Source organism: Mesotoga sp. Brook.08.YT.4.2.5.2., assembly GCF_003351125.1.
Classification (GTDB): Bacteria; Thermotogota; Thermotogae; order Petrotogales; family Kosmotogaceae; genus Mesotoga.
Window position 1 is genome coordinate 64,953 of the sequence record NZ_JPGZ01000051.1, and the last position, 14,137, is coordinate 79,089.

The 14,137-nt window shown below is 47.6% G+C and carries 13 protein-coding genes; 6 read left to right on the forward strand and 7 right to left on the reverse strand.

Going from position 1 to position 14,137, the window contains the following annotated elements:
* Nucleotides 1–126: 126 nt before the first annotated feature.
* A complete protein-coding gene (locus Q502_RS12540; RefSeq protein ID WP_102818864.1) occupies nt 127–1,032 on the forward strand; it encodes an AraC family transcriptional regulator in 906 nt (301 codons plus the stop codon).
* A gap of 107 nt (nt 1,033–1,139) precedes the next feature.
* Here the strand turns inward: Q502_RS12540 and Q502_RS12545 are convergent, their stop codons facing one another.
* Genes Q502_RS12545 through Q502_RS12570 form a run of 6 tightly spaced genes read right to left on the reverse strand, consistent with a single transcriptional unit; the run spans nt 1,140 to nt 8,209 of the window.
* Nucleotides 1,140–2,210 carry an ABC transporter ATP-binding protein gene (locus tag Q502_RS12545; RefSeq protein WP_099830118.1) on the reverse strand — a complete coding sequence of 357 codons (1,071 nt, stop codon included), beginning with the start codon at nt 2,208–2,210 and terminating at the stop codon, nt 1,140–1,142.
* 14 nt (nt 2,211–2,224) lie between these two features.
* A complete protein-coding gene (locus tag Q502_RS12550) occupies nt 2,225–3,901 on the reverse strand; it encodes an iron ABC transporter permease (protein WP_112109540.1) in 1,677 nt (558 codons plus the stop codon).
* Between the two features lie 59 nt (nt 3,902–3,960).
* On the reverse strand, nt 3,961–4,941 hold the full coding sequence (locus tag Q502_RS12555) for an ABC transporter substrate-binding protein (protein WP_099830120.1): 981 nt from the start codon (nt 4,939–4,941) through the stop codon (nt 3,961–3,963).
* 28 nt (nt 4,942–4,969) lie between these two features.
* Complete coding sequence (locus Q502_RS12560) at nt 4,970–5,818, reverse strand: MurR/RpiR family transcriptional regulator (RefSeq protein ID WP_099830121.1); 849 nt, start codon at nt 5,816–5,818, stop codon at nt 4,970–4,972.
* A 20-nt stretch (nt 5,819–5,838) separates the two neighbouring features.
* Entirely contained in the window at nt 5,839–7,389 is a 1,551-nt protein-coding gene (locus tag Q502_RS12565) for a sulfatase-like hydrolase/transferase (protein WP_102818861.1), read from the reverse strand.
* Nucleotides 7,379–8,209: a sugar phosphate isomerase/epimerase gene (locus Q502_RS12570; protein WP_102818860.1), complete on the reverse strand. Its 831-nt coding sequence runs from the start codon at nt 8,207–8,209 to the stop codon at nt 7,379–7,381. Before Q502_RS12570 ends, Q502_RS12565 begins: the two co-directional genes overlap by 11 nt.
* Before the next feature lie 435 nt (nt 8,210–8,644).
* Between Q502_RS12570 and Q502_RS12575 the strand changes: the two genes are divergently transcribed.
* From Q502_RS12575 to Q502_RS12595, 5 genes are read left to right on the forward strand one after another with little or no spacing between them, the layout of a single operon-like run.
* A complete protein-coding gene (locus Q502_RS12575) occupies nt 8,645–9,646 on the forward strand; it encodes a LacI family DNA-binding transcriptional regulator (RefSeq protein ID WP_102818859.1) in 1,002 nt (333 codons plus the stop codon).
* 4 nt (nt 9,647–9,650) lie between these two features.
* The gene (locus Q502_RS12580) at nt 9,651–10,466 is read left to right on the forward strand and encodes a metallophosphoesterase (protein WP_180977915.1); all 816 of its coding nucleotides are present in this window, start codon (nt 9,651–9,653) and stop codon (nt 10,464–10,466) included.
* A gap of 3 nt (nt 10,467–10,469) precedes the next feature.
* Complete coding sequence (locus Q502_RS12585) at nt 10,470–11,744, forward strand: ABC transporter substrate-binding protein (RefSeq protein ID WP_102818857.1); 1,275 nt, start codon at nt 10,470–10,472, stop codon at nt 11,742–11,744.
* A 31-nt stretch (nt 11,745–11,775) separates the two neighbouring features.
* Nucleotides 11,776–12,669, forward strand: coding sequence for a carbohydrate ABC transporter permease (locus tag Q502_RS12590; protein ID WP_099830127.1), 894 nt, complete (start codon nt 11,776–11,778; stop codon nt 12,667–12,669).
* Entirely contained in the window at nt 12,666–13,499 is an 834-nt protein-coding gene (locus tag Q502_RS12595; protein WP_207759752.1) for a carbohydrate ABC transporter permease, read from the forward strand. The genes Q502_RS12590 and Q502_RS12595 overlap by 4 nt, the downstream gene beginning before the upstream one ends.
* Before the next feature lie 384 nt (nt 13,500–13,883).
* Here Q502_RS12595 and Q502_RS12600 read toward each other — a convergent pair.
* Nucleotides 13,884–14,137: transposase (locus Q502_RS12600; protein ID WP_147277865.1), on the reverse strand; the 254-nt coding region annotated here is incomplete at its 5' end.

Consider the following 14,137-nt stretch of genomic DNA (forward strand, 5'->3'; position numbering starts at 1 on the left):
TGTACTAGTGAACTTCTTGCCAGTAAGCCCTAGGGCTCTTGATTCATGATTGCATTTCATATAGTGCAACTCAAATCAAGAATTCGGCCCTCGTTTCAGATATATTTGTTTCAGGAGGGGATCGCTGTGTACGAATGGCACGAAAACGTTCAGCAGATAATCGAACTTATCGAGCGAAATCTAGAAGATGGGCTAACTCTCTCGGAAGTGAGCGAGAACCTTTTCTACTCGCCATTCTACTGTACAAAGAAGTTCCATGCTCTTACCGGGATTAGGCTGAGAGATTACGTCCGGCTTCGAAGGATCTGCAAGGCCGCACTGGAGCTTCGAGATACAGAGAAGTCGATCGCCGCGATAGCTATCGACAATGGGTTTTCCTCGCAGGCGGCTTTCAGCAGATCGTTCAAGAAAGCATATTCTATTTCACCCAAAGAGTTCAGAATGTCCCCAAAGCCTATTCCCCTTCTGCTAAAAAGGATCGTCTACGACCCCCACTTTCTGGGCATCAAAAGGAGGTGCAACTTGAGCGAAAAGGAACTGGAGAAGATCGAAGTGAAGATCGAGAAACTGCCCGCACACAAGTTCATCGGAATCAGGAATATCAACGCTAAGGGATACTTCAACTTCTGGGAACTTCAAGAAAGCATTCCCGGTCAGGACTGTCACACAGTGACGGGTTTGCTCGAAAGCATCCAGAGCCTTCACGGTCAGATCGGCGGATGGTACTTCGAAGGAGATAAGCGGGGCTATCTATACGGAATCGAAGTGCCAATCGATTACAGTGGAGAGGTACCCGAAGGTATGGAGTGTACTGTCGTTTCAGAAAGCGAGTATGTTGTCTTCTACTACCCGCCGTACGATTACGAGGAAAACAACACAGCGGTAATGTCAACTGTCAATGAGCTTGCATGGAACTGGAATCCCGAAGACTCGGGTTATGAATGGAACACTGAGAATCCGATCTACCAGAGGAGCGACCCGGAAGACTATGGCTACGCTATCTGCCGTCCCGTTAAACTTCTGAAGAAATAGCAGCAAAAGCCCCAGGCGCCGGGGCTTCTATTGCATCTGTCGCACTTGTACATAGAAAGATCGAATAGTATAGTCGGGATTTCGTGGAATGACTCCACTGAACTATCCTACTCAAAGATCACGTAACTGTCGAACTTCAGTCCAACAATCTGATCAACTTCGTATTCAGTGCTCGCCGGAGCTTCTACCCTTATCTCTTCCTTTCCGAGAGAGATGCGATAATCGAGAATATTCCCAAGATAGACCCTCTTTTTGACTGTACCCCTTACCTCCGATTCGTCGGCAGTCACTAATCTTACGTTTTCGGGCCTGACGGCAAACACGTATCTTTTGCCCGACATACTATCTAGCGAGAAATGCTCGATTGGGAATGAAGATGCATCTGGTGAATCAACAAATCTGGCTTCGAATCGACCTCCCGCTCCAGAGACTTCTACTTTCATGAAGTTTATCAGGCCTATGAAATCGGCGACAAACTGATTTTCAGGCCTCTCGTACAGCTCTCTTGGTGTGCCGAGCTGCTGTACAGAAGCGTCATGAAGCAGCAAAATTCTATCGGACATCGCCATCGCCTCGGCTTGGTCGTGAGTGACGTAAATGATCGTGACCCCGATTCTTCTCTGAATATCCTTGATTTCGAATCGCATCTCCTCTCTAAGCTTCGCATCCAGGTTGCTGAGAGGCTCATCCAGAAGCATCACGTCTGGCTCCATTACGAGCGCCCTGGCCAGCGCTACCCTCTGCTGTTGACCACCGGACAGCTGATGTGGATAACGTTTCTCCATTCCGACAAGTTTCACCAAAGACAGGACTTTCATTACCCTTTCTCTGATTTCAGGGGACCTGGCCTTCTTTATCTTCAAAGGATAAGCAACGTTTTTGAAAACATCCATGTGAGGCCATACAGCGTAGTTCTGAAACACCATGCCCACATTTCGGTCTTCGGGAGGAATGAATATCCTACTCCTCGTAGAAGACACAAGGCGGTCTCCAATGAAGATCTCGCCTTCGGTAGGCATGTCGAAACCCGCGATCATCCTCAGCGTAGTTGTCTTGCCACAACCCGATGGCCCCAGGAATGAGACAAACTCATGATCCTTTATCTCAAGATCTATATTGTTTACCACATTGACTTCCCCAAATGACTTTGAGAGACCCTTAAGAACCACGTTAGACATTCAGACCACTCCCTTCAGATTCCGATCTTGCCTTTAGTAAGCCACTTCACAATGAGGTTACCGGTTATGACTATTATCAGTAACAGGGTCGCGAAAGCGGCGGATATTTGAACGTAACCGGCCTCCTGCATTTCAAATACTGCCACCCCTATTGTAACCGTCTTTGGCCCCCAAAGCAGAATAGACATCGTTAACTCCCTCAAAGCCGGCATGAATATTAGGAACCATCCGGCGACCAAACCGGGTCTTATAAGAGGTATGACGATATCTCTCAAGGATTTCAGCCAGCTTCCTCCAGATATTCTTGCCGCCTCTTCAAGTGATGAATGAATCTGTTCAAGTGAAGCAGACGTAGTTCTTATGGCAAAGGCAGTATAGTGAGCAACGTAGGCCACTAGAAGAATCCAGAAAGTGTTATAAAGGTTGATTCCATAACGACCCGACCATGCAAGTATCATAGCAATGGCTACAACAGTTCCTGGAATTGTGTACGGAATCTGAGCAACAGTCTCAAGAGCCTTCCTTCCTCTAATCTTGGTCTTTACGCTTATGTATGCGATTAACGACCCAAGAATCATTGAGATCGTTGCAGCAGAGATGGCGAGGAGCAGGCTGTTCTTCAGTGCATCTTTGGTCAGTTTGTACTCGAAGAGAATATACCTGTAGTTCCTAAGAGAGATGTTTTCCCATGTTATGTCGGCTCCCCAGGCATCAAGCAGAGAGGTGAGAGCGATCGAGAAGAAGGGAAGAATAACCGTGACGAATACAACTATCGCAGCAAGGACTAAGCAGGGTAGCTTCCATGCCCTGAGATCAAGTGTCGTCGGCCGCATGCTCTTTCCCGAAATGAGGGTATACTGTTTCTTCTTAAGATAGAGATTGTTTATTAGCAGTGCCCCCACCGAGACTCCCATCAACAGCACCGAGAGCGATGAGGCCATAGCGATTCCGTTGAAACCTCCGCTATGCATATATGAATATATCATTGTAGTCAATACAAACACCCTGCCTTGCATTCCGATCAAAGCGGGAATTCCAAAATTTGCAATGCTTGAAGCGAAAACGAGCAGAGCCCCTCCAGCAATGCTTGGAGCAACTAGAGGCAGTGTGATGTCCTTCATTATTCGCAGAGTCCTTGATCCACAGGTTCTGGCAGCCTCTTCAAGAGTTGGATCCATTCTCTCGAGCGCCCCAACCACAGTTATAAAGACAAATGGATACAGATAAAGAGCCATAACCCAAACCAGTCCGGAAAGGGTGTTCACGTTGAACACATATCTATCAAGTCCAAAGAGAGACATTATCCAGCGATTAACATAACCATTTCTCCTGTTCAAAAGCTGCGACCAGGCTATAGCTCCAACAAAAGGAGGTATCATATAAGGAAGAATGAAGAGCGTCTTGAACAGTTTGGCAAAAGGCAGATTCGTTCTGGTTACTAACCATGCCAGCGGCGCCCCCATCAAAACGGCGAATAACGAGGTTAAGAAGCCCAGCTTCAAGCTATTCAGAAGTGCCGTGTAGTTTCTGCTGGCGCTGAAGACCGTTGCATAATTCTGTAGAGTGAACACTCCGTCCGACTTGAAGCTGTTCATGAAGAGAAGCGTGAACGGAAAAACAACCAGAATCCCAATTAGTACGAAAGCGCTGCCGAGGATAATCGGGTCAACTTTGAACTTCTTCTGGATCAAAACAATCACTCCCCAAAACAGAGTATGACCCGACCGCTACACGGCCGGGTCACAAGAACCTAAAACAGCATTATGTCCGCGAAATTGGTGTTGATTTCTTCAAGGCCTTCTTCGATGTACTTCCAGTCAATATCCATTGCCTGAGAAAGGATTTCTGCTGCAGGAGGGGTGTTGGGCGGCGGGTTCACATCACTGCGAACCGGCACGAGTGAACCAAGCTCAACCTGCGCAACCTGTCCATTAATGGATAGAATGTAATTGACAAACTGCATAGATGCTTCCATGTTTTTCGTAGACTTCATTATTGCAACGGGACTGGGAATGGCTATCGTTCCATCTTCAGGGTAAATGATGTTTATGGGACTACCCTTGACGTTAAGATCGCGCGCTATGTAATCAAGAGTCATTCCCACAGGAAACTCTCCAGAAGCAACCTTCTGTGCAACATCACTGTTACCCCTAACAACCACCGCCTCATTCTTTCTAAGGTCTCTGAAATAATCCCAGCCATACTTCTTTGCAAGTGCCCCAACGGCCGCTACAGCTGCACCAGAATACTCAGGGTTCGGAATCACAAAATCGTCGAACCACGTCTTATCAGTCATCTCTTTCCACGTCTTGGGAGCTGTCTCCGGAGTGAGGTCTTTCGTGTTGTAGCAGATTACCATGTTGATCAGTCTGCCTGCATAGTAATAGCCTTCAGGGTCTTTGAAATTGTCTGGCAGGAAGGCCGCCTGTTCGGGATCGATCTTTGCCAGCAGACCGAGTTTTTTCAAGCTCTCGTAGTAAGAAAACTCAGCGACCCATATGACATCTGCCTCGATATTCCCCGACTGCATCTCGGCTGCAATCTTTGTCTGGATTGTACCCGTGCCGGACCTGAAGACCTCTACCTCAATAGTAGGGTTCTCCGCCATAAAGGCATCGGCAATGGCAGTCATTATCTCTGTGGGAACCGAGGTGTAAAGCATGATTTTTCCCGAACCGAAAATTAGTGCACCGCAGATCAGCAACATAAAGACAATAGCAAGCTTTCTCATAGACTACCTCCTCAGTAGGGCACGGAACCTAGTGCTTTCCGTCAAACCCAAAGATATTAGGGATTTCATCGAGCTTCTCGAGAGCTTTGAGCTTCTCCTCGTCTCTCTCTGCAATGTAGAGAACTAACGCGTTGAGGATTGCCATGGGTACGACCAAAGAATTGAGCAGGGATACAGGACCTCTGTTTGCCACAAGAGTGACTTCAGACTTGAGGGCAAGCTCGGAAACACTGCTGTGTGTCAACGCTATCGTAGGTATACCTTGCTTCTTTGCGTAGTCGAAAGACCTTAGAATGTCGAGAGAGCATCGAAAGAAACCGATTCCAAAGAGAACATCATCGCTATTCATGAGCAATAGCGTCTCGTAGAAAGGTTTTCCTCCGCCGGTTACTAGTCTCGTATCTATGTGCATTCTTCTGAATCTGAATTCGAGGAATCTGCATAAAGATTCCGAGACCCCCTGGCCTGCAATAAAGACTCTCTGAGCTTTCTCAATAAGATCTACTGCCCTGTAGAACTCATCCGGCGAAACCTTTGAGATGCCGTTCTTCAGATTCTCGACCTCTGCAGTGAGCAGCCTTTCAAACGTGGTTTCTCCGGACTTGATCTTACGAACCGTCTCTGTCATCTTCTCTGCGGGAGTCAGTTTCTCCTTTATTAGCTTTTGAGTGTGTTCTCTGAGTTCGCTGAAACTTGAGTATCCGAGGGATTTGGCGAACCTGATCACCGTTGTCTCGCTAACCTTCAACCGCTCTCCCAATTCTCTAGGAGAAACGAATGCCGTGCTTTCCCAGTTCTCGAGAATGCTGTCCGCTATAAGTTTCTGCGACTTTGGAAGCAAAGGATACACTTCGCGAACCCGATCAAGAATAGTCATTTTCAGTGAGTCCTCCTCAACTACAGGCCGAAGTAACACTCGCCTGTTCCGTTCACGAGAGAATCATATACCAACTTTGTTTTTTCAATGTAATCTCGGCTTCTATCGAGCGCAAAGCCCCTCCCAACAGCTCCCACCACCTCGCAGCCGGCTAACTTGGATTCATACTTGTCCAGAAGATCTACAGCTCCTCTTGGAGGTGCGCTCCTTCCATCAAGGATCAGATGAACGAAGATTCTCCCGGCTCCATTTAGTCTGGCGGCTTCACAGACCGCGATCAGCTCGTGAATATTCCCGTGAGAGCTAGACTCGGAAAGCACGCCTATAACGTGAACTTTGCCGTCCAGCGCCTTTCCTTCGATGGCAGCTTTGATTTGGGGATTGTCCACAAGCCCAACTTCCATTGCTTTCATTAACCTGAGCTCGTCCTGTTCAATAACTCTACCGGCACCTATCGTGAGGTGCCCGGTCTCTGAATTGCCGCTTCTTCCTATTGGAAGACCGACCTTTTCTCCACTGGCGATCAGTCTTGTGAAAGGAAAATTACTCTTCAAATAATCGAGATTTGGAGTATCTGCGGCTTTCAACGGATTGATCGAAGGATCATCGGCTCCCTCTCCCCAACCGTCAAGAATTACCAGTACAACTCCGTTTGAGGAAGGTACAACTTTGATCAGAGAAGACCCTGTCATCTCTTCCGGTCTTTCAATACCCATTAGAGATAGAACCGTAGGAGCGACATCCGCCAGAGTGCCTTCTCCAAGCTCCATCTTCTGATTCTCAAGTTTGCGATTCACTAATACAAAAGGAACCTTTGCAGTCGTATGCGACACGGAGGGGGAACCGTCTTCGTTTTTCCCCCTTTCCATTAGGCCGTGATCGGCAGTTATGATCAGTGTTCTTCCAAGATCCATTGCCTGCCGGAATATCTTCCCCAGAGCCTTGTCAACTTCTTCGGCCGCGCTGATCTTGAGTCTCATATCTTCGAGATGGCCGATTACATCCCCTGCGGGGAAGTTGATAATCATGAAGTCATACCTGTCCATTGCCTTCACTACTGAGTTCCCGATCTCGGCGCTCTTCATCTCCGGATGGCTACCGAAATCCCTCCAGCTCGGAATAATCTCTGCGATTTGACCACCGTAAAGCCTGCTTCTACGTCCATTGAAGAAGAACGTTACATGTGACTGTTTCTCGGTCTCAGTAACAGCAAGCTGTTTCACATTCTTCGAACTTAGTATTCCAGCGAGTGTTACAGAAGGTCTGACCGGGGTAATGACCGGTTCGATATCGGCAAACTTTTCGTGATACTCGACCAGCGGAAGAAAACGCAGATTGGGAAACCTCTTCACAGGAAATGAAGAAAATCCCTTTTCGACGAAAGTCTCCATAAGCTGGACTTCCCGCTCTCCTCTCCTACAGCAGAAGATAACCGTATCACCATCCGAAATTCTTCCCACGGGCTGCCCCTCTCGGCATTTAACCAACGGTTTTATCCAGTAGTCTGTGGCGCCTTTTTCGTAGTGCTTTTTAATTGTCTCCCTTAGGTCTTTCAGACCGCTATTTGGCATCAGCGAGGCGCTCCTTCCATTTTGCAGTGACGGTTTTGTTCTCCCGCATAACCCTCATTCCATCACCAGGGGCGAATCCTTCTATGGTAACCGAACCTTCATAGAAGCTGGCAAGCTCCTTCAGAACAGGGAGAAAGTCGTATTCTCCTCTTAGCAGAGGAAGATGTACCTTCTCCCTGCTCGCATTGCTAATGTGAACATTGAAGATCTTCTTCAGATTCTTCATGTACTCAACGATTCTATGGTTAAGCTTGCCTTCATCAACACTGTTTTTGAAGCATGACGCCGCATGAGCTATGTCGAAAGTCGTCCCCACACAGTCCATATCAACCTTCTCAAGAAGTGCATTCATTTGATCCGGAGTTGTTATTAGCTCAAGCGGTTTCTTCTCCATTACTTCTATCGCTACCTTCAATTCTAGAGATCTCGCCCGAGTACCGATACTTCGGAAGATCTTAACATGTTCACCGAAGTAGTCTCTGGGTGTGTCCTTTGAAGAAGACATATGGCCGGGATGGATGGTAACCACTTCCGCTCCAAGCTCTCTGGCAATCTCAAGTGCCTCGAAAGTCTGGCTAACCGATTCTCCGCGGATTCCAGGATTTGAAGAAGTGATGTTGATATCTCTTGTCGGAGCATGAAGAGTCCTATTGAGTTTTAGTGAATCAAGGAGCTGCCTTAGCTGACAAAGGGAGGATTCTTCCTTCCACAAGTGCTCTACCCAGATCTCGATTCCGGTTACCCCTTCTTCAGCAAAAGTCTCAATAGCCGTTCTCAGAGAGTAATCGGTCAGTATGTTCGAACTAAAAAGGAAATCCATTCGCTCATCTCCATATGCAGTAATTGCTTCATATTGTCTGGCCAACAGCAGCAAGATGAAGCAATAGCTTCACCAATAGAATACCATACGTTCCGAATAAACAGAAATGTGTGAGAAGGCGTAAGCAGAAACAATTCCGAGTAAATTGAAGCTGTCATTCCCTCAGCAAACCTAGGCACCGATAATCAGTACTAATCGAATGTGAGAGTTACGATTTTCGGTAGCTAGCGAATGGCTTCTCTACTAATCATTCAAGAGAATGGATCGACTTCTTGGGATTATCAAGTCATCCTCCTTTTTCATTTGGAGAGATATTTGCTCTATTTACTCGTCAGTCGAAATAATCGGTCATATTCGCTCGTGAGCGTTTTTTGAGAAACTATGGGCAACGTGTTATTGTGAAGTAATCGATTACTTAGAGAAGGAGAAGTGGAGATGACCGTTAGAATTAAAGATGTAGCGCGGAAGGCAGGCGTTTCGACTGCCACCGTTTCAAGAGTCTTGAATAACGTTTCCACAGTCAGTGAAGAGAATAGAGAAAACGTTCTCAAAGCGGTCAAGGAGATGGGCTACAGTCCTAACGTTCTGGCGAGGGGCTTCAGAATGAAGAAGACTTTCACCGTGGGGATGGTCCTTCCCGACCTATCCAATCCACACTTCCCATTGATGATGAAAGGTGCGGAGGAAGAGCTTCGCAAAAACAGCTACAATCTCATAATCGCTAATTCAGATGGAAAGCTGGAATTCGAGAGGGAAGCAATAAACACTCTTCTCTCAAAGCATGTCGACGGTATCCTCTTCATTGGATCCGGTTACAACAGGGCAGTTGAAACCTTGATAGAGGAATCTGGTTGCCCGATTGTGCTGTTGGGAAGACGCTGGTCCAAGACTCTTCCATCCGTTTCCATAGACAACTTCAGCGCCATGAAGCACGTTTTTGATTATCTCTACGGCGAAGGCCACAGGAGTTTTCTTTATCTTGGCGGTCCTGAAGACGTTTCGAGTTCTATAGATAGAGAGGAGGCTGCCAGGGCCGTCGCACAAGAATATTCCGGTGTGGAGGTTAAGGTAACGAGAGGGCAATTCACATACGAGTCCGGTTATGAAAGGGCATTCTCTGAGCTATCAGACCACGGAAGTGGTTATGACGCAGTTGTCTGTGCAAACGATCTGATTGCCTTCGGCGCTATTGTGTCATGCAAGGCTCTTTCTATCGGAGTTCCCGAAGAGATATCGGTCACCGGATTCGACAACATCTTCCTTTCCGCCCAGTTTACTCCATCTCTGACCACTCTCGATCAAAACACATACGAAATAGGGAGAAGGGCCGCGAACCTACTACTCCAGTATATAAGCGGCGAGAGGAAGAACAAGATCTCTTTTCAACTCGGAACCAGGCTGATTGTCAGAGAATCTTCAAGGGCGAGAGGGAAGTGATTTCGTGAAAGCCACAAGGCTCGTTGTTATAGGGGATCTGCACGCCGGACCCGACAGGTCGTCACTCAGAGGAAGCCTTGTCAAAGGTCTCCTGAGCGAATGGATCGATTTCGTTAACGAAAACATCCAACCGGACGCGATTGTCGATCTAGGAGACAGACTGAACCCCGTAGACGGGGAAAGCGATACCAGAACACTACGAGAGATATCGGGCATACTGGCCAAGTCTAGATGCCCGGTGTACTACATTCCCGGGAACCACGATCTGGACAATCTAACTCAAGAGGAACATGAAAGAGCAATAGGCAGCAAGCTTGGCAACCGATCCGTAGTGGTGAAAGGATTACGTTTACTGCTTTTAAATACGCAGGACCCGATTGTTCAGGGTGTTGGAGGGATGGTTTCAGACGAAGCACTCCGATGGCTTGAAAAGGAGATTGTGGTTTCTTCGGAAAAGAAAGTCGTTTTCACTCACCAGGCTCTCGATGAACAGCCTCTCAAAAAGAATGTCCATTTTGAGAGCATTGAGAATCTCGCCTACGTCGAGAACAAGCGGGAGTTGCTTCGGATGTTTGAAAGAGGCGGAAACGTAATCGCCGCAATAAATGGCCACGTTCACTGGCCAAGCATTGCGCTCGAAAAGGGAGTTCTTTACGTCTCGGTGCCTTCATTCACCGACACATGGAATCAGCTGAGGAGTATCCCGGGATCGTTTACTTTGATCGATTTCAGCGGAGAAGAGGTAATCGTAGAAAACCATATGTTTAGACCGTCAATCCTCATGGGTCGCTTCAGAACAAACCGCAAAAAGGAGGGGTAAGAGATGAAACTCGGTTTCAAGACTTTCTTAGTGATCTTAGTTTCACTTGTGCTTATTGCAGGAACAGCATTTTCGGTAACAAACCTCAGATTCTTCTTTCCCGTTCAGGTAGCCGGAGCGCTTGCCGTTCTAATGGATGAAGTCGTTGCAGACTTCAACAGCGAGCATCCAGACATCTTCGTCGAGCCGATTTACAGCGGAAATTACGACCAGACAATGCAGAAGGCTGTAACAGCCGCTCAGGGAAAGAATCCGCCAGATGTTGCTCTTCTTCTCGCCATCGACATCTTCTCGCTTCTTGATATGAATCTTATCGAAGACATGGACCAGTTCATGGTGGGAGAAGACGCGAACTTCACAGAACCTTTCTATGCCGGGTTCCTCGAGAATTCGATGATCGACGGCGTTACATGGAGCATACCGTTCCAGAGAAGCACCCCGATCTTCTACTACAACAAGGACCACTTTAGAGAAGTGGGGCTAGATCCCGAAAATCCCCCGAAAACCTGGGCGGAATTGCTTGAGGCAGCCAAAAAACTCACCGTCAAGGATTCGCGCGGCAACGTTACTCGCTGGGGCTTCGAAGACATTACAGACGATACATGGACAATTCAGGCATGGATTCTTCAGGCCGGCGGGAAGTACGCCAATGAAACGGGAACGGAGTCGTACTTCGACACGCCCGAGGTAGCAAAGGCTGTCGAACAGTGGACCTACATGACTAATGTCGAGAGAGTAATGCCAAGGCACCGAAGCTATGGAGCCGCATCCCAGGACTTCGTTGCCGGCGCCGCATCGATGATGTACAACTCTACCGGTAGTCTCAGTTTCGTAAAGAGCTCGGCCACATTTGATTTTGGAGTGGCCCCGCTTCCTGGAGAAGCCAAGAAAGCAGTTCCAACGGGAGGTGGAAACCTCTACATCTTCAAAGGAATTCCCGAAGAGAACAAGGAAGCCGCATGGACCTTCGTCAAGTGGCTCAGCAAACCGGAGAACTCGGCGAGGTGGAGCATCGGGACGGGATACATACCGGTTCGCAAAGACGCCTTCGAAACTGAGGCTCTTAAGGAGTTCGCGGAGGGATTCCCGTACATTCTGGTGGCAAGAGATCAACTTGATGTTGCTAGAAGGGAGATGGCCTTCCACAGTAACTCGCAGATTAGGGAGGTTTTCTTGACAACTCTTCAGAATATCCTCGATGAGAGAGTGTCGATCTCCGCAGGGCTTAAACAGTTGCAGGAAGAAGTCGAAATGATTCTTGCTCCTTATAAGAAGTAATCAACCTGTCCAGTGCCGGGAGGTGTGTAGATTGAAGACGAAAACGAAAAAGAAAATTCTGCCGTGGATTTTCATAGCGCCGACATTCTTTTTCCTTGGCATGTTTACATACTACCCGGCATTCAGGTCTCTCTTTCTGAGTTTCATGAGAATGAATATGGCAACGCCGGAGCCGGTATTCACGGGCCTCGACAATTTTAAGAGAGCCTTCTCGACTCCCCTGTTCTGGCAGGTAGCTGGGAACAATCTCTTCTATGCATTTGTGACAGTCCCCATAACCATGGCTCTGGCGTTGGCTCTTGCACTTCTGGTGAATCAGAAAATTATCGGAAGCTCTTTCTTTAAGACGGCTTACTTCTACCCCAACGTCATACCGATGGCCGCCGCATCGATGATCTGGCTTTACATATTCCTTCCTGGATACGGTTTCCTAAACTACATTCTCGGGAAGATCGGCATACCCAGTATTGAATGGGTAAGCGACAGCAGGTTCGCTATGTGGGCTTTGATCATTGTTGCCATCTGGAAGAACGCGGGATATTATATGGTCATATTCCTCGGCGGGCTGCAGCAGTTACCGACAGAAATCTATGAGGTCGCTACGATAGACGGTGCCTCTGCCTGGCGCAAATTCTGGAAGATAACCTGGCCCTTGCTATCACCGACAACATTCTTCGCATTCATAATCGCGGTAATAAACTCCTTCCAGGCGGTCGATCAGATCTATCTCATGACGAGAGGCGGTCCGGCAAACACTACGAACATGTTTGTCTACTACATCTATCAGGTGGCCTTCAAGTACTGGGACTTCGGATATGCCTCGGCACTGACCGTGATACTCCTTGTGCTCTTGTTGATATTCACAATGCTCGCCTTCTTCTTCATGGAAAGGAGAGTCTTCTATGAATCGGGTGAGAGACTATGACAAAAAGAGGAAGAACGACTAAGTGGGTCTCGATCGCGTTAATGATAGTCTTTGCCGTGATTCTCGCTTTCCCGCTCTATTGGATAGTCGTTACGGCCTTCAAAGAACCTACTGAAGTCTTTTCGATGATTCCAAAGTGGCTTCCCGAAAAATGGACTCTAGACAACTTCAAAGAGGTCTTCAACATAATCCCCTTCGGGAGGTATTATTTCAACACGATTCTCTATGCCTTCGGACTTCTCGCAGTGCAACTTGTAACAGTAACTCTCGCCGCTTACGCGTTCGCCAGAATGGAATTCAGATTCAAGAAGATTCTCTTCATGATTCTGCTTGTGCAGCTCATGATCGCTCCACAGACGCTCATAGTTCCGAACTACTTGACGATCAGCAATATGGGCCTACTAGATACGAAGACTGCCATTGCGCTTCCGTATGTGGCCTCTGCAATCGGCGTCTTCTTGCTGAGACAGGGCTTCGCAGCAATCCCGAGAGAACTGGAAGAGGCGGCGACTATTGACGGCTGCGGAACCTTCAGGTTCATGATCTCAATAGCCATCCCGCTGCTTAAACCGACCTATCTTGCCTTCACGCTCATAAGCGTGACTTATCACTGGAACGAATTTTTCTGGCCCTTGATAGTTACAGACAGCGTCAAAGCTCGCACATTGACAGTCGGCCTTGCGATGCTTGCGGAGGCCTCAGAAAGTGCGGCTGCATGGACTTTGTTGATGGCAGCGACCTTGCTTGTTATACTGCCACTAATTGTCTTTTTCGCTATTTTCCAGAAGGCATTTATATCAAGCTTCATGCAATCCGGAATGAAGGGGTGACGGATAGGACCGGGGTTGGGGGTTGCGGCTAGGGGGTCGGAAAGAGCGAAGGAACTGGTTCGCCGGTGAACGGTTCTCCGTTCTCCGGAAAGAATCAGTTCCAAGTTTCATGTTGTCAGTTGCAAGCAGAAGTAATCGTTGACAGTTGTCGGTTCACCGTTCTCCGAAAGAGCCGCTGTGCGCTTCAAAGCGAAGAACCCGCTGGTCGCTGGAAGAGCCGCTGTACGCTTAAGATCATGAACCCGTTCACCGCTAAGACCATTCGATCGAGAAAGAGCACTGTCGAGACGTTCGCTGCGCTTACGAGAAGACGAGAACTCTCTCCTGTTTCTCGGTTCTGTCTCTTTTTTTGTGTAAACCCCTTTTTTGTAATGGGTTTAAGAATCAGCTTATGTACTTAGCTAATCTTTCATACTTTATCACAAGTTGAGAAAGGATCTTTGACCATTCAAGGGTTCTTACTGTCCATTTCTTTGTTATATTTATTATTGCTAGATAAGCCATCTTTAAGAGAGAAGTATCCGTAGGAAAGACTCCCTTATTCTTCGTTACCTTCCTCAGTTGTCTATTAAATGATTCAATGGGATTAGTTGTATAAACCAATCTTCTCAGTTCCTCTGGATATTGAAAGAAGGATG